This window comes from Rathayibacter sp. AY1F3, assembly GCF_002931975.1.
Taxonomy (GTDB): Bacteria; Actinomycetota; Actinomycetes; order Actinomycetales; family Microbacteriaceae; genus Rathayibacter.
On sequence record NZ_PSVF01000031.1, the window covers coordinates 1 to 16,817 of the forward strand.

Sequence of the window (16,817 nt, forward strand, 5' to 3'; positions counted from 1 at the left end):
CCGTCCCACCCCGCACCACGAACGGAACCGCCATGCCCCTCTTCCTCTCCGACGCCGCCGTGATCACCATGGACCCGGTCTCGGGCGCTGTCCCGATCACGGCGAGCATCCGCATCGTCGACGAGCTGATCGTCGCGATCGGCCCGGGCCTCGTCCCCGAGCCGGGCGACGAGGTGATCGACGGGCGCGACCGCCTGGTCGTCCCCGGCTTCGTCAACGCCCACACCCACTCGTGGGAGTACCTCTACAAGGGCCGCTACGACAATCTGCCGCTCGAGCTGTGGATGCTGCTGTCGTACCCGATCCTCGGGAACAGCCGCGTCGCTCCGGATCTGGTGCGGCTGCGCTCGTCGCTCTTCGCCCTCGAATCGCTGAAGGCCGGGGTCACGACCCTGGTCGACGACGTGCTCGAGAACCCGGACCAGGACGCGGAGCAGCTCGCCGCGGTCTTCGACGCGTACGACGAGATCGGAGTCCGCGCCAACATCTCGGGCCACGTGATCAGCAGGCCCTTCCACGAGACGATGCCGTTCCTCGAGGAGTACGTGCCCGCGGAGATCCTCGACCAGGCGCGGTCGGCGTCGCGCCCGACGACGGAGGGCTACCTCGCCTTCAGCCGCGAGGCGTTCGCGACCCAGCACGGGAGGGGAGGCGGGCGGCTGCGCTACATGGTCGCCCCGTCCGCTCCTCAGCGGTGCGGGCCCGAGCTGCTCGTGGGGGCGACCGAGCTGGCGCTCGAGCACGGGGCGGAGTGCCACATCCACGTCCTCGAGACGAAGACGCAGCTGGTGACCGGCGAGCTGTCCTACGGCTCGACCCTGGTCGAGTACATGGAGCGGATCGGCGCGCTCTCCCCGAACACGACCTTCGCCCACGGGATCTGGCTCACCGACTCCGACATGGAGCGGATCGCCGCCGCCGGCACGTCCGTCTCGCACAACCCGATCTCGAACCTCAAGCTCGGCTCGGGCATCGCCCCGTGGCGCGCGCTGCACGACGCGGGCGTGAACCTCGGCCTCGGGACCGACGGCTGCTCGAGCAGCGACTCGCCGCGCATGCTCGACGTCGTGAAGGCCGCGGCGCTCCTGCACAAGGTCACGGATCCGGACATCGCCACCTGGCCGACCGTGTCCGAGGTGCTCACCGCCGGCACGATCGGAGGCGCGCGCAGCGCCGTGCTCGACGGCGTCACCGGCAGCATCGAGGTCGGCAAGCAGGCCGACCTCGTCGTCTACGACCTCGAGACGCTGAACTTCACCCCGCGCCAGCGGCTCGAGAACCAGCTCGTCTACTCCGAGAACGGCTCGTCGATCGACACCGTGATCGTCGCGGGCCGGGTCGTCGTCTCGAAGGGCGTCTCGACCACCGTCGACGAGGCGGCCCTCCGTGCGGATCTCGCCGCGCAGCTGGGGGAGATCGTGGCCTGGCAGGACTCGCTGGACCGGACGAACGGCGTGCTCACCGAGCCGTTCCGGCGGATGTACGAGCGGGCGATGCGGCACGACGCCCCCGTCGACCGCTTCAGGGGCCGCCGGCTGGTCTGAGGGCGGGCCGCCTCCCGGTGGACTCCCGGCTCGGCACACGGACGGGCGGGGGCGCGGCTCCAGTAGGTTGCGCACATGAGGTGGCGAGCGGGAGCGGTGGCGGTGCTCGTCCTCGCGCTCGCCGGGTGCACCGCGCCGGCCGACCCCGAGCCGACGACCCGGCCCACGGCCGCCCCCGTCTCCGGGCCGGTGGTCGGCGGCTACGGCGACCTGCACGTCGCGCCCGACGGGTCGATGATGTTCTGCTACTCCGACCCCGACCCGGGATTCACGGGCGTCTGGCGCGAGTGCCAGGACGGGATCCGCACCGAGGGCGTCGACCCGGCCGCGATCGACGCGACCCTCGGGGAGACGGCGACGGCCGATCCGGGCGGGCACCGCTGGGTCGGCGCGGCGGCCGGGAAGCGCACCACCGAGGACGGCACAGACGTCTACACCGTCTTCCTCGCGGGGACGCGCACGCACGACGCCTTCACCGTGACCGCGGTCGGCGAGGGCTCCTACCGCGTGCCGTCCGAGTACCAGGAGCTGCAGCCGGGAGTGCCGGGCGGGTTCCTGGTCCGGCTCGAGCCGATCGGCTGAGCGGGGGCGCCGGCGCGGGCGGAGGAGCCGAGCGGGGTGCAGCGGCCGGGAGGGGCGGAGCCGGCGGACTCGCGCACCCCCTCCGCCCGACCCTCACAGCGGGCGCGGCCGGTACCGCTCGATCAGCGCGTCGAACAGGCCGTTCAACCGCTCGTCGACCACGCGGCGCGACTCGTCGGCGTCGTACCACTCCACGATCTCGCGGGCGCCGTCGCTGAAGCGCACCGAGGGGGAGTAGGCCGGGACGAGGCGGCGGATCTTCGCGTTGTCGAACACCATCGAGTGCGCCTTGTCGCCGACGATCCCGGCACCGAGCTCGGGGTCGGCCGCGGCGATCGCGTCGGAGGCGACGTGCACGAGGCGCGGCTCGACTCCGGCCGCCGCGGCGAGGTCTCGGTGGATCTCGTCCCAGGTCGGCGTCTCGTCGCCGGTGATGTGGAACGCCTCGCCGATCGCGGCGGAGGCGCCGAGAAGGCCGACCAGGCCGACGGCGACGTCGTCGGCGTGCGTGAGCGTCCAGAGCGAGGTGCCGTCGCCGAGGACGACCACCTCCCGGCCGCGGCGCATCCGGTCGACGACGGTCCAGCCTCCGTCGACGGGCAGCGCGGTGCGGTCGTAGGTGTGCGAGGGGCGGACGATCGTGACCGGGAAGCCGCTCGCGCGGTACTCGGCCACGAGCAGGTCCTCGCACGCGATCTTGTCGCGGGAGTACTGCCAGTAGGGGTTCCGGAGCGGAGTCGACTCGGTGACCGGGAGGCTGCGCGGCGGCTTCTGGTAGGCCGAGGCCGAGCTGATGAAGACGTACTGGCCCGTGCGGCCGGCGAACAGGTCGATGTCCTGCTGCACGTGCTCGGGCGTGAAGGCGACGAAGTCGATCACGGCGTCGAAGCTCCGGTCGCCGAGGGCGGCGGTGACGGAGTCGCGGTCGCGGCCGTCGGCCTGCACCTCGCGGACGCCCTCGGGCAGCGGGCGGAGCGACGTCCGCCCCCGGTTCAGCACGGTCACGTCGTGGCCGAGCCGCTGCGCCTCGCGGACGCAGGCGGCGCTGATGATCCCCGTCCCGCCGATGAACAGCACGCTGAGCGACATGGATCCTCCTCCGGCGGCGCCCGCGGCGGACGCCTCCCGATCCGATTCCCCCACATCGGGGCGCCGCACGCGAGTCCCTTGACCCGGCTACCGCTCGACGGGACGCCGTTGCTCGTCCTCCGGCTCGAGGGCGAGCAGCGCCTCCGGAGCGGCCGCCGCGGTCGGCACGTCGGGCGCCGTCCGCTGCTCGAGGGAGCGGCCCCAGGCCGTGCCCACGAGGATCAGCGCGATGCCGAGGAAGCCGACCGGCGCGATCGGATCGCGGGCGAGCGCGACTCCGACGACCGCGGCCCACACCGGCTCGGTGCCCAGCAGCAGGCTGACGCGGGAGGGCGAGGTGCGGCGGACCGCCCACGTCTGCACGAGGAAGCCGAAGACGGTGCAGACCAGGACGAGGTAGAGGAACAGGCCGGCGCCCACGGGGTCGAGCCCCGCGACGTACTCGGGGATCGGCACGCCGACGACGAGCGACGCGGCGCTGAACACGACGGCGCAGGTGCCGAGCTGCACCGTGGTCAGGCGGAGGGAGTCCATCGGCGCCCGCGCCGAGAGGCGGTGCATCGACGTGACGTGCACGGCCCGTACGACGGCGGCGCCGAGGATCAGCAGGTCGCCGGGGGAGAGCGGGCGGAGGGCGCCGTTGCCGGCGAGCAGCGCGACTCCGACGACCGCGACGAGGCATGCGAGCAGGAAGCGGCCCGGGAGCCGGCGCTTCGAGACGGCGGAGTCGAGGATCGGCGTGATCACGATCGTCAGGCTGATGATGAGGCCCGCGTTGGTGGCGGAGGTGCCGGCGATGCCGTAGGTCTCGAGCGCGAAGATCGTCGCGAGCAGCGCCCCGATGGTCACGCCGACCCGCCACTCCGCCGCGGTGATCCGGTGCCGCCGCGCTGCGACGATCACGGCCAGGCACAGCGCGGCGAGGGTCATCCGCGAGCCGAGCAGCGCAATCACGCTGGAGTCGGTGACGAGCTCCTTCGCCGCGAAGTAGGTCGAGCCCCAGGAGGCGGCGACCACGAGCAGGAGGAGGTCGATCCGGAAGCGGGAGAGGAGAGCGCGCACGGCTCATCGTGGCGGCACGGAGACCCGCAGGACAAGACTGCATCTTCTTCGCCGACGCGTAAGTTGGAACTCATGGAACTCGGACAGCTCAGGGCTCTGCGGGAGCTCGGCGAGCGCGGGAGCATCGCCGCCGTCGCCGCCGCGATGCGGGTGTCCCCCTCCTCCGTCTCGCAGCAGATCAGCGCGCTGCAGCGCCGCACGCCGACGGCGCTGACCTTCCGCGACGGGCGCCGGACCGCGCTGACCCCCGCCGGCCGCGCTCTCGCGGCCGCCGTGGTCGAGGTGGAGGTCGCGCTCGAGCGCGCGGCCCGGGCGGTCGCGGACTTCGAGGGGGAGCCGAGCGGCACCGTCTCGGTCGCCGCGTTCCACAGCGCGGGGCTGGCGATGTTCGGCCCGCTGCTGGAGGCGCTGCGCGCACCGGGTCGGCCGGGCGTCGCGCTCGCCGACTTCGACGTGGCGCAGAGCGCCTTCGCCGGGCTGACCGCGGATCACGACCTGGTCGTCGCGCACCGGCTCGCCGGCAGCGCCGAGTGGCCCGGGACCGTGCGCTCCACGCCCCTCCTCTTCGAGCCGCTCGACCTCGCGCTGCGGCGCGACCATCCGCTCGCCGCGAAGGACGTCGTCCGTCCCGCCGACCTCCGCGACGAGGAGTGGGTCGCGGTGCACGAGGGCTTCCCCCTGGAGCGGGCGATCGACGCCATCGCGGTCCTCGCGGGCGGCGACGCGCGCATCCCGCACCGGATCAACGACTTCCTGGTCGCGGCGGCGGTCGTGTCGGCGGGCGACGGCGTGGCGCTGCTGCCGCGGTACACGACCGACCTGCGGCGCACGCCGGAGGTGGTGCTGCGGCCGCTCGGGATCCCGGGGCTCGGCCGCCACATCGACTGCCTCGCCCGGCCCGAGACGCTGGAGCGCTCGGCCGTGCGGGTCGTGCTCGAGCAGCTGACCGGGATCGCCGCGGGGCTCGCCGCCGCGCCGTAGCATCGTGCCGTGCACCGCCTGATCGAGACCACGGCCGGAGACCCGGCCGCCACGGACCTCTTCGCCCTGCAGGAGGCCGACCTCCTCGCCCGCTACGGCGGCGACGACACCGGTCCGCGCCCTCCCGCCGACGCTCCGACCCTGCTGCTCGAGGTCGACGGCGGGCTCGTCGGCTGCGTGGCGCTCGCGGTCGAGGACGGCATCGGCGAGATCAAGCGGATGTTCGTGGTGAGCGCCGCGCGGGGCCGCGGGCTCAGCCGCGTGCTGCTCGCCGGCGTCGAGCGGATGGCGGCCCGCGAGGGCGTGGAGCTGCTCCGACTGGTCACCGGCACGGAGCAGCCGGAGGCGATGGCGCTCTACGCGAGCGCCGGCTACGACCCGATCGCGGGCTACGGCTACTGGGGCGACGAGCCGAGCGCGCGCTGCTACGCGAAGCGGCTCGACCGCGAGGCGCTGCTCGCCGACGCGGGCTGACGCCGGGCTGGCGCTGGGCTGATGCCGGGCTGCCCGTTCGGCCGTCGGGGCGTGACGCCGGGCTGACGCCGGGCTGCCCGTTCGGCCGTCGCGGGCCGGCGCCGGACTGACGTCGGGTTCTGCGCTCGCCCGTCGCGGGCTCTCCGGGCCGCTCGGTCCAGGGTGCTCGCGAGTCGGGCCGCCCGCTCGGAGGGTCCGTGTCGGCGAGCCCGATGGGGCATCTACGACGTCGTGCACGGCTGGTCGGCGGTGCGGAGAAGCTGCTGAGGATGAGGCGCGGGAGGCGCGGCGCGCCGCCTCAGGGCAGGTTCGCGCCAGAGCGGCCTCGAGCGGCGTGCCCCGTCGCGGAGCAGGCGACTCTGTCGGAGCGGCACGGGCATCCTCCCGCGCCTCTCACCCGACTCTGCCCCCGATACCCAGGGGTGCACGATGACAGAAGGACTCCGATGCAGAACGAAGACACCAGCACGCCGAGCGGCGCCCCCGATCGTCTGACCCAGCGCCGAACCGTGGTGAAGGGCGCCGCATGGGCGATTCCTGTTGTGGCCGCCTCGATCGCCGCTCCGATGGCGTCGGCCTCGACCGCCCCCCAGTGCGCCCTGCAGGACGCGCAGCGCATCGACGCCACCTCGACCACCGCGCTCGCGGCCCGGACGATCCCCGTGCCCGCGGGAACCCAGTGGGTCCGCTTCACGGCGGTCGGCGGAGACGGCGGCGGCGTCCGCACCGGGTCGGACGTCACCAGCGCCGGTGCGCGGGTGACGGGCACCATCCCCGTCGACGCGCTCGGCGGAGCGTCCGAGATCGTCATCACCGCGGGCTCGGGCGGCAGCAACCAGGCCGGCGGCCGGGGGCTCGGCAACGGCGGGGCCCCGGGCACTCCGGGCTACATCGGCTCCGGAGGAGGGGGCGGGGCCAGCGGGATCACCGCCGCGGGCTCCCTGCTCGTCATCGCGGGCGGCGGCGGCGGTAGCGCAGCCGGCTTCACCTCGAACGACTTCACCCGGTCCGCCCGCGTCGGGCCGAACGCGGGGTCCGGCGGTCCCGTCGGCGGCTCCGGCTACGACAGCGCCGTCTCGCGCGCGGACAGCAGCACCGGCTCCACCGAGCAGGCTCCGAGCACCGGCGGAAGCCAGACCGGGCCGGGACAGCCCGGTGTGACGACGGTGAACGTGACCGAGTCGGTTCTCGGCAGCCCGGGCTCCGGGCGCGACGGCGGTGCCGGCGCACCGAGGACGAACGCGAGCCGCCAGGTGACCTATGCGTCCGGTGGCGGTGGCGGCGGCTACTTCGGAGGTGCCGGCGGCGGCACCTCCCTGTGGGTGCGGGGTGGCGGCTCCTACGCGGCCAACGCGTCGACGGGCGCAGGAGGCAGCAGCTTCGCCGCGTCCGGCGTGACCGTCGAGAACTCCGACGTCGACACCCGTTCGCAGACGATGGGCTACGTGGAGGTCGCCTTCTTCGTCTGCGAGTAGCGCCTGCCCGAAGGCCAGGTGAGCCTCCGTGGTCGCCCGCTCCGGCGTGCGACCACGGAGGCTCGTCGTCGTCACCGTCCGCTCCACGTCGTCCCCGTCCTCCTGATGTCCCATCACCATATCAGTATGGGGCGGGAGGCGCCAGACCTCACTCCTCCTGCGGCTCCGCGCCGTCGTGCTGCAGGCGCACCAGGACGCGGCGGAGGTGCATCGCCGCGAGGACGCCGGGACCGAGGGTCCGGGAGGTCGCGGCGGTCCGCTCGTCGACGACCTGCACGAGGTGCCGGATCGCGCGGGCCGCGCCTCCGATCGCCCGGTGCGCGGCGGGGGAGCCGGCGTCGTCGCGGTCGATCGCGTCAGCGACCGCCCGGCAGGCCTCGCTCAGCGGCGGCCCGAGCGCCGGATCGAACGGGAGCGCGCCCGGCCGCTCCCAGATGGTGTCCGCGAGGGCGCCGCTCAGATCGCGGACGTGGAAGAGGATCGCGTCGAGCGTCTCGAGGCGGAGGTGGTCGGGTCGGGAGTCGCGCCGGTGCAGCAGCGCGCGCGGGTTGCCCTTGCGGCTCTCGTCCGCGTCCGCGAGGGCCGCGCGGACCTCCTCCGCCGTCCGGGCCAGCTCCTCGCCGTTGCGCGCCCACGCCTCGTGCTCGGGTGGCCACGTCTCCTCGAGCGCGGCGGCCAGCTGGCGCAGGTGCTCCGCGAGCTCGCGCTGGAACGCGTCGACCCGGGCGGACGCCGCCTCGACGGTGAGCCCGGGGGCGACGACCACGTTCACCAGCAGCCCCACCACCACGCCCACCGCCATCTGCACGAGGTAGCCGAGGGAGTAGTCCTCGGCGTCGGCCCCGCCGATGATCAGCACGAAGAGGGCCGCCATCGGCACGTACTCGCGGCCCGCGCCGAACCACCCCGTCCCCGAGAGGACCACGCCGATCCCGACGACGAGCGGGATCGTCCACCAGGTCGGGCCGACGGTGACCACCACGAGGGCGGCGAGCCCGATCCCCGCCGCCAGGCCGAGCAGGGTCTGCAGTCCGGTGCGGACCGAGCCCATCAGGGTCGGGTACATGCTGACCAGGGCGCCGAGCGGCGCGTAGTACGGGTACTGCTCCGCGACTCCGGGAGCGAGCGGCGCGACGGCCCAGGCGATGCCGACCGCCAGCGCCGTCTTGAGAGCCAGCATCAGGCGCGAGCCGGTGACCGCCTCCCGCCAGGCGAGGGCGGTGCGGGACGTCCGGGTACGGGGCATCCCGGCACCCTAGGCGAGGGGCGTGGGCCGTCTCTCCCCTCTTGACAGCGGCGGCGGTGGCGCGGAGCGGCGGCGGAGGGCGGAGCGGCGGTGGCGGGCCGAGGACGGCGGCTCGGGGCGGCAGTGCTGGTCACGACTCAGGACTAACGTCCGATCCGTCCCTCCTGGCCCCCGCCGCTCCGCGAGGCGCTGCGAATCCTTCCTCCGTCAGGAACGCGACCGCGGGGACCGCAGGCGCCGTGAGGAGATGCCACTCCCGCTGACGGGGGCCGTTGAGTTTGCGCAACCGCCCTGTTACCGTGAACAAACCGTGCGGCCGGTGGCGTCGGAGACCTCGAGGTGGAGGTCGCGCCGGATCCTGCGAGGCACGGCCAGTCCTTCTCCGAGGTCCACCGGGCCTCTCTCCGCGGCGCCCTCCGGCGCGTCTCCGGAGCCCCTCCGCCCCCGGGGGCGCGCCGCTCACGGTGCGCCTCCGGGCCCCACGCCGCCCTGACGATGGAGTCACGATGACGACCGCACCGACGCCCGCCGACGCCGAGCGCCCCCGATCCTCGGGGCTCCGGCGCCGCCTCACGGCCGGGCTGCTGATCCTGCTCGCCGCGGTGGTGGCACTGCCCTTCACCGCCGCCTCCCCGGCCGTCGCCCTCGGCGAGCCGACCTTCACCAACCCGATCGCTCCGGACACCGCCGACCCCACGATCGAGTTCCACGACGGCAACTACTACATGGTCGCGACGACGTGGGACAACCGTGTCGTGATGCGGAAGGCGCCCACCCTCGCGGCACTCGGCACCACCGCCCCGACCACCGTGTACACCGACACGAACCCCGGCCGGAACGCCAACATGTGGGCGCCCGAGCTGCAGCGGCTCCAGGGCCCGAACGGCTGGCGCTGGTACCTCATGTACACGATGGGGACCGCGGCGAACTTCGACGGCCAGCACCTGCAGGTGATCGAGAGCGCCGGGGACGACCCGATGGGCCCGTACACCTACAAGGGCCGCCCCGTGCCGACCGACCGGTGGAACATCGACGGCGCGTACCTGGAGCTGAACGGCGAGCTGTTCATGACCTGGTCCGAGTTCCAGCCCGGGAACGGCCTCCAGAGCAACTACATCGCCCGGATGTCGGACCCGTGGACCGCGACCAGCACCGGCACCGTCCTCTCGGAGCCGGTCGAGCCGTGGGAGACCATCGGCATGCCCGTCAACGAGGGACCGATCCCGCTGCAGAAGGACGGCCGCACCTGGATCGTCTACTCGGCGAGCTTCTGCGGCACCGAGGACTACCAGCTGGGCACCCTCGAGTACGACGGCACCGGCGACCCGGTGCTCGCCTCCTCCTGGACCAAGAGCGACGGACCTGTCTTCTCGAAGGCGAACGGCGAGTACGGCACCGGCCACAACGACTTCTTCGACTCGCCCGACGGCACCGAGACCTGGAACCTGTACCACGCGAACCCCGGCCCGAACGACGGATGCAGCCGCCAGCGCTCGGCCCGCGCGCACATCGTGGAGTGGACCGCGACCGGCGAGCCCGACTTCGGGGCTCCGCTCGGCACCGGGGCCCGCATCCCCGTCCCCAGCGGCGAGAACGCCCCGATCACCGCTCGCGTCGAGGGCGCGCCGTGGCAGCTCGTCAGCCGCAGCACAGGCCTCTGCGCCACCGTCTCCTCCGCGCAGAGCGGTGACGGCGCCGGCGTCGTGCAGGGCTCCTGCTCGACCCCGCGCGCGAACTGGATGCTCGACGCCACCGGCGAGGGCACCCTCCGCGTGATGAACGCGTCGAGCGGCAAGGCGCTCGGACCGGTCGGCTGCGCCGCCGGGACCGCCGGGCTCCAGCAGTCCGCGTGGCTCACCACGAGCTGCCAGCAGTGGACGGTCGCCCCGGCCACCGGCGGCTACTCCACGCTGACGAACCGCACCAGCGGCAAGCTGCTGGAGGCGTCCGGCTCGACCGTCCGCCAGGCGGCCGCCACCTCCGCCGCGGCTCAGGAGTGGGTGCTGCGCCCCGCCGGACCCGTCGCCGTCACATCCTTCGTCACCGGCAAGTCCTTCGACCTGCCGAACTGCTCCACGGCCGACGGCGCCCTGCTCCAGCAGCAGGACTGGCTCGGCTCGCCCTGCCAGCGCGTCACCTTCGGCTCCGCCGCCGACGGCGCGCTCGAGATGCACCCCGTCTCGGCCGCCGCCAAGTGCCTCGCGGTCACCGGAGGCTCCACCGCCGACGGCGCGACCGTCACCCAGGGCGCGTGCGGCGTCACGGGCAGCAGCTGGCGCCTCCGCCCGGGCAACGACGGCACCGTCGAGCTGCGGGCCGCGCACAGCGGCAAGGCGCTCGACCTGTCGAACTGCTCCGCGCAGAACGGCACCAGGATCGGGCAGTGGAGCGTCCTGAACAACGACTGCCAGCGCTTCCGCGTCTCGCTCGGCGCCCCGGCGTCGACGGTGCCCCTGCAGCCGGCGGCGACCTCGGCCGCGCGTTGCGTCGCTGGCAAGGTCGTCGTCACCACGGTCGTGAGGAACGCGGACGACCTGCCCGTCGACGTCACGATCGGCACCGGCACCGCGGCGAAGCGGGTCACCGCGCTCGCCGGCGGAGTGAGCACGTCCACCGCCGTGACGACCCGTCAGGCGAGCGTCCCGGCCGGATCCACGACGGTCGCCGTCGCGGGCACCGACGACGCCGGCCGCACCGCGACCGTCACCGCGAGCCACCCCGCGCTCACCTGCGGCTGATGCTCCTGCCGGTCGAGCAGCCGGCGCAGCCGCCCCCTCCATGCCGGTCGAGCAGCAGTGCAGCGGCGTATCGAGACCCCCGCGCTCCGCACACAGGTCCCGACACGTCCCTGACGGCGCTGCTCGACCCGGCACCCCGAGACCCTCCCCCCGAACCGCACCACTCCACTGAAGGAGCACCATGCCCCCCACCACCACACCCGCGCGGCGAGCGCCGCTGCGCGCAGCGCTCGCCGCGCTCGGCCTCGGAGCAGTGCTGCTCTCGGGCCTCGTCGCCCCGGCTCCGGCAGCGCAGGCGGCCGATGCCGTGATCCCGCAGCAGGGCCTCCTCGCCGACTACCGGTTCACGCAGACCACCGGCAGCACGGTCCCGAACACCGTGAGCGGAGGCGTGGGAGCCGCCACCGTCCGCAACGCGACCGACGCGCTCTGGACCGGCACGTCGCTCCGCCTCACCGGCGGCCCCAAGAGCAGCACCACGGCCCCCTGGGTGCAGCTGCCCGCGAACCTGCTGACCGGCCGCTCGTCGGCCACCGTCACGATCGAGACCCGCGCCGACGCGTCGATGCTCTCGAACTTCCACTTCCTGTGGAACATCGGCAGCGACAGTACGAACCAGTACTGGTTCGCGTCCGTCCGCGATCGCGTGCGCACCGCGATCACGACCAGCGGAGGGAACGGCGAGAACAACGCCCGCAGCGCCTCCGCCCTCACCGCCGACCGCTGGTACAGCCTCACGTCGGTGATCGACGGCAGCGCCGGCACGATCTCGTTCTTCGTCGACGGCGTCCAGGTCGCCTCGGCGCCCACCGCCCTGCGCCCCTCGTCGGTGGCCGACCAGTCGCTCAACACGATCGGCCGCGCACCGTACCCCGACCCGTTCTACACGGGCGAGGTCTCGGCGTTCCGCGTCTACGACCGCGCGCTCACCGGGGCGGAGGTGGTGGCCGTGTCGAGCGTCGACGCGAAGCCTCACGCCTCCACGTTCTCCCCGATCGCCGCCGCCGTGCTGGCCGGGGTCGCCCCGCTCACCGTCGACGACTCGACCACCAACCTGCCCGACTACGGAGGAGCGGTGACCTGGTCCTCCAGCGACCCGACCCTGCGCGTCTCGGCCGACGGCCGCACCCTCAGCGCCGACCGCCCCGCCGTGGGCCAGGCCGCGCGCACCTCGTCGCTCACCGCGACGGCGTCGATCCGCGGAATCGTGCAGACCCGTTCGATCGCCGTGACGGTCGAGCCGCAGGTCGGCGTCGACACCCCCTACGGCTACCTGATGGTCCACTTCGTCGAGGACTCCCAGGGCTACGCCGAGAAGATCTACCTCGACGTCTCCCGCGGCGACGACCCGGAGAAGTGGGACCCGCTCAACGGCGCGAAGCCGATCCTGGCCTCCGACCTCGGCACCACCGGTGTCCGCGACCCGTACCTGACCTACAACCCCGACACGAAGAAGTACTACATCATCGCCACGGACCTCCGCGTCTTCGGCGGCGACCGGGGCCCCAGCACCTGCGACACCTGGTGCTACTGGACCACCAAGGGCAGCACGAAGATGAACGTCTGGGAGTCGAGCGACCTCGTGTCGTGGAGCGACGTCCGGCAGTTCGACGTGGCGCTCGACGCCGCGGGGACGAAGAAGCTCGAGGCCGGCATGATGTGGGCTCCCGAGGCCACGTGGGTGCCGGACTACGCGGGACCCGGCAAGGGCGCGTTCGTCGTCTACTGGTCCTCGACGGTCTACCCGACCGCGGCGCACACGCCGGGCACCGGATCCTCCCGCGTGCTCTGGGGAGCGACCACGGACTTCACGCAGGCCACCTACTCGTACGGCGGCACCTTCATCGACACCGGGGCCGACACGATCGACACCACGCTGATCCAGGACTCCGGCACGACCTACCGCATCTCGAAGGACAACGGCACCGGCAAGGGCATCTACATGGAGTCGACCACCTCGGCGACCTGGTGGCTGCCGACGACCTCGTGGACGCAGATCCAGTCGCGCATCGGCGCGGTGTGGTCCGGCGGCAACCCCGGTGGGGTCGAGGGCCCCGCGGTGTTCAAGGACCACGGCGAGGACACCTGGTACCTGTACGTCGACGTGATCCCCGCGACCGGCTACAAGCCGATGGTGACGAACGACCTCGACACGGGCTGGACCCAGCTCACCGACCCGGGCTTCTCGCTCGCCTCGTCGACCAAGCACGGCGGCATCGTCTCGCTGACCGCGGGGCAGTACGCCGAGGTCCGCTCGGCCGACGCCGCCTCCGCGGTCCGCTCGGACCTCGGCGAGGTGACGGTCGCCTCCGGCGCCGACGCCGCGGCGGCTCTGCCCGCCCGCGCCGACGTCGTGCTCGCCTACAACCGGGGCACCGCCTCGCAGCCGGTCACCTGGAACACCTCCGCGGTGGCGACGGCGCCCGGCCGCTACTCCGTCACCGGAGTCGTCCGCACGATCGGTGCGAACGACAACCAGTGGGTGGGCGCGAACGGATCGACGGCCTACAACGCCGCCGACCGTCGGCTCTCGAGCTCCACGGCCGTCACGGTCACCGCGACCGTGGTGGTGACGGCACCGACCTCGACGCTCACCGCGTCCACCCGCTGCGTCGCGGGAAGGGTCGTCCTCACCGGAGTGGTGAAGAACACGGGCACGACGCCCCTCTCGGTCGTCATCCGCTCGCCGTTCGGCGCCTCGCAGACGCTGACCGCCGCCCCCGGCGCCAGCGCCTCGGCCGCCTTCACCACCCGTCAGGCCTCGGTCCCGGCCGCCTCGCTCACCGCGGGCGCCCTGACCGCGGCCTACCCGGCGCGCACCTGCTGACGCACGCGCGCCGCTGACGCCGAGACGGCCCGCCCCCGCCGAGACACCGCCCCACTGCGGTGCCTCGGCCGGCAGCGGGCCGTCTCGGCGTCGAGCGCCTCGGAGCTCCGCGGCGGCCGCCCCACATCCCGGCACGGCAGGCTGTACGGATGAGCGCGCCTGGAACCACCGACCCCCTCGACCACGTCCGCGTGCGCGGCGCCCGCGAGAACAACCTCCGGAGCATCGACGTCGACGTGCCGCGCGACGCCCTCGTCGCCTTCACGGGGGTCTCCGGATCGGGCAAGAGCTCGCTCGCCTTCGGCACGCTCTACGCGGAGGCGCAGCGCCGCTACTTCGAGTCGGTCGCCCCCTACGCGCGGCGGCTGATCGACCAGGTCGGCGTGCCGGACGTCGACTCGATCGAGGGCCTGCCGCCGGCCGTCGCCCTCCCGCAGCGGCGCTCCGGAGGCTCGGCCCGCTCCACGGTCGGCAGTGCGACGACGCTCTCGAGCGTGGTGCGGATGGTGTTCTCGCGCATCGGCGCCTACCCCGAGGGCGCGCCGATGCTGCTCGCAGAGGACTTCTCGGCCAACACCGTGCAGGGCGCGTGCCCCAGCTGCCACGGCATCGGCCGGGTCTACGACGTCCCCGACGAGCTGATGGTGCCGGACGACTCCCTCTCGATCCGCGACGGGGCGCTCGCCGCCTGGCCGACCGCCTGGCACGGCAAGCAACTGCGCGACAGCCTGATCTCGCTCGGACACGACATCGACGCTCCGTGGCGCGACCTGCCCGCGGAGGACCGCGACTGGATCCTGCACACTCCCGACTCCCCGCAGGTTCCCGTGTGGACCGACCGCTCTCCCGCGGAGGTGCGCGCGGCCGTGGCCGCCGGTGACGAGCCGCGCTACATGAGCACGTTCCTCGGGGTGCGCCGCTACGTGCTCGACACCTTCGCCGGCTCGAAGAGCGCCCGGATGCGCGAGCGCGCGGCCTCGTTCGTCGTCAGCGTCGCCTGCCCGGTGTGCGGCGGCCGGAGGCTGAAGCCCGACGCGCTCGCCGTCACCTTCGAGGGGCTCGACATCACCGAGCTGTCAGCGCTCCCGCTCGAGGAGCTGGTCGTCGTCGCGCGGCGCGTGCTGGAGCCCGGCTGGACCCCGGCCGACGGCGCTCCGCAGACCCGCCTGGCCGCGCAGCGGCTGGTCGAGGACCTCGTCGCCCGCCTCGCGCCGATCGTCGACCTGGGCCTCGGCCACCTCTCGCTCGACCGCTCCACGCCGACGCTCTCCTCGGGGGAGCTCCAGCGGATGCGCCTCGCGACGCAGGTGCTCTCGCGCCTCTTCGGCGTCGTCTTCGTGCTCGACGAGCCGTCCACGGGCCTGCACCCCGCCGACACGGAGGCGCTGCTCGGTATCCTGCGGACCCTGCGCGCGACCGGCAACACCGTCTTCTTCGTCGAGCACTCCCTCGACGTCATCCGCGAGGCCGACTGGATCGTCGACATCGGCCCGGGCGCGGGGTCGGGGGGCGGCACCGTCGTCTACTCCGGCCCGCTCGACGGCCTGCCGGGCGCCCGCGACTCCGTCACCCGCCGCTACCTCTTCCCCGAGGGCGACCCGGCGCCGCTGCGCTCCCGCCGCACCGCGGAGCAGTGGATCGAGCTCGCCGGAGTCTCGCGGCACACCCTCGACGACCTCTCCGTCGCGTTCCCGGTCGGGGTGCTCACCGCGGTCACCGGCGTCTCCGGATCGGGCAAGTCGACGCTCGTGAACCAGGCGCTGCCCGATCTGCTGCGCGCCTCGCTCCGCGCCGACGTCGCCGAGGATGCGCCGACGGAGGAGGTCGGGGAGGCGGACCCGCTGCTCGACGCGGCGGCGGCGGCGGCGACCCGCGGCACCGCCTCCGGGCCCGCGGACCGCCTGCGCCGGGTGGTGCAGGTGACCCAGACCCCGATCGGCCGGACCTCGCGCTCGAACGTCGCGACGTACACGGGCCTGTTCGACCGGGTGCGGACGCTCTTCGCGGCCACTCCGGAGGCGAAGCGCCGCCGCTTCTCGGCGAGCCGATTCTCCTTCAACCTGCCCAGCGGGCGCTGCCCCGTCTGCAAGGGCGAGGGCTCCGTGGAGGTGGAGCTGCTGTTCCTCCCGACCGTCGAGGCGCCCTGCACGGCGTGCGGCGGCACCCGGTACAACGACGAGACCCTCGAGGTCACCCTCGGCGGCCGGACGATCGCCGACGTCCTCGCGCTGAGCGTCGCCGACGCGCGCGAGGCCTTCGCCGAGGACCGCGAGGTCGCCCGCCACCTCGACGCTCTGGTGGACGTGGGGCTCGGCTACGTCTCGCTCGGCCAGCCGGCGCCCGAGCTGTCCGGGGGAGAGGCGCAGCGGGTGAAGCTCGCCTCGGAGCTGCGTCGTGCCCAGCGCGGGGACACGCTCTACCTGCTCGACGAGCCGACGTCGGGCCTGCACCCCGCCGACGCCGACCGCCTGCTCGAGCACCTGCAGCACCTCGTCGACGCGGGCAACACGGTGATCGTCGTCGAGCACGACATGCGCGTCGTCGCCGACGCGGACTGGGTCGTGGACCTCGGCCCGGGGGCGGGCCGGGCCGGCGGCTCGGTGGCCGCGACGGGCACTCCGGAGGAGGTCGCCGAGGCCGCGGGCAGCCGCACCGCTCCGTACCTCCGGGCGGCTCTGGACCGGCGCCGCTGAGCGCTCGAGGACCCTGTCAGTCCTCTCACCGAAACCTCACCGAAAACTACTGTTAACGGTAACATTCGAGGCGGCCCGCCCCCCTGGGCCGGATTTCTCAACGACG

At 73.7% G+C, this 16,817-nt stretch carries 11 protein-coding genes; 8 read left to right on the plus strand and 3 right to left on the minus strand.

Annotated features, from left to right (window positions below; all coding sequences use genetic code 11):
* Positions 1-1,544 (plus strand): amidohydrolase (locus C5C39_RS14595; RefSeq protein WP_308471216.1); only part of this gene is annotated, 1,544 nt, incomplete at its 5' end.
* A 75-nt stretch (positions 1,545-1,619) separates the two neighbouring features.
* Positions 1,620-2,126, plus strand: coding sequence for a hypothetical protein (locus C5C39_RS14600; protein ID WP_146083951.1), 507 nt, complete (start codon positions 1,620-1,622; stop codon positions 2,124-2,126).
* 93 nt (positions 2,127-2,219) lie between these two features.
* Here C5C39_RS14600 and C5C39_RS14605 read toward each other — a convergent pair whose 3' ends face one another.
* Positions 2,220-3,215, minus strand: a complete 996-nt coding sequence (locus C5C39_RS14605) for an SDR family oxidoreductase (RefSeq protein WP_104353711.1) — start codon at positions 3,213-3,215, stop codon at positions 2,220-2,222.
* A gap of 87 nt (positions 3,216-3,302) precedes the next feature.
* The gene (locus C5C39_RS14610; protein WP_104353712.1) at positions 3,303-4,277 is read right to left on the minus strand and encodes a DMT family transporter; all 975 of its coding nucleotides are present in this window, start codon (positions 4,275-4,277) and stop codon (positions 3,303-3,305) included.
* Positions 4,278-4,349: 72 nt separating this feature from the next.
* Between C5C39_RS14610 and C5C39_RS14615 the strand changes: the two genes are divergently transcribed.
* The 3 genes from C5C39_RS14615 to C5C39_RS14625 all read left to right on the plus strand — a co-directional run bounded on the left by C5C39_RS14615 (position 4,350) and on the right by C5C39_RS14625 (position 7,207).
* Complete coding sequence (locus C5C39_RS14615; RefSeq protein WP_104226987.1) at positions 4,350-5,258, plus strand: LysR family transcriptional regulator; 909 nt, start codon at positions 4,350-4,352, stop codon at positions 5,256-5,258.
* 9 nt (positions 5,259-5,267) lie between these two features.
* The gene (locus C5C39_RS14620) at positions 5,268-5,732 is read left to right on the plus strand and encodes a GNAT family N-acetyltransferase (RefSeq protein WP_104335969.1); all 465 of its coding nucleotides are present in this window, start codon (positions 5,268-5,270) and stop codon (positions 5,730-5,732) included.
* A gap of 446 nt (positions 5,733-6,178) precedes the next feature.
* Positions 6,179-7,207 (plus strand): hypothetical protein, encoded by a 1,029-nt coding sequence (locus C5C39_RS14625; protein WP_146083952.1) that lies wholly within the window; start codon positions 6,179-6,181, stop codon positions 7,205-7,207.
* Between the two features lie 148 nt (positions 7,208-7,355).
* Here the strand turns inward: C5C39_RS14625 and C5C39_RS14630 are convergent, their stop codons facing one another.
* Entirely contained in the window at positions 7,356-8,453 is a 1,098-nt protein-coding gene (locus C5C39_RS14630; RefSeq protein WP_104353713.1) for an aromatic acid exporter family protein, read from the minus strand.
* A gap of 506 nt (positions 8,454-8,959) precedes the next feature.
* Here C5C39_RS14630 and C5C39_RS14635 point away from each other — a divergent pair.
* The 3 genes from C5C39_RS14635 to C5C39_RS14645 all read left to right on the plus strand — a co-directional run bounded on the left by C5C39_RS14635 (position 8,960) and on the right by C5C39_RS14645 (position 16,711).
* Positions 8,960-11,191 carry a family 43 glycosylhydrolase gene (locus C5C39_RS14635; protein WP_104353714.1) on the plus strand — a complete coding sequence of 744 codons (2,232 nt, stop codon included), beginning with the start codon at positions 8,960-8,962 and terminating at the stop codon, positions 11,189-11,191.
* A 181-nt stretch (positions 11,192-11,372) separates the two neighbouring features.
* Positions 11,373-14,018 (plus strand): LamG-like jellyroll fold domain-containing protein, encoded by a 2,646-nt coding sequence (locus C5C39_RS14640; RefSeq protein WP_104353715.1) that lies wholly within the window; start codon positions 11,373-11,375, stop codon positions 14,016-14,018.
* Between the two features lie 149 nt (positions 14,019-14,167).
* Positions 14,168-16,711: an excinuclease ABC subunit UvrA gene (locus C5C39_RS14645; protein WP_104353716.1), complete on the plus strand. Its 2,544-nt coding sequence runs from the start codon at positions 14,168-14,170 to the stop codon at positions 16,709-16,711.
* Positions 16,712-16,817: the final 106 nt, after the last annotated feature.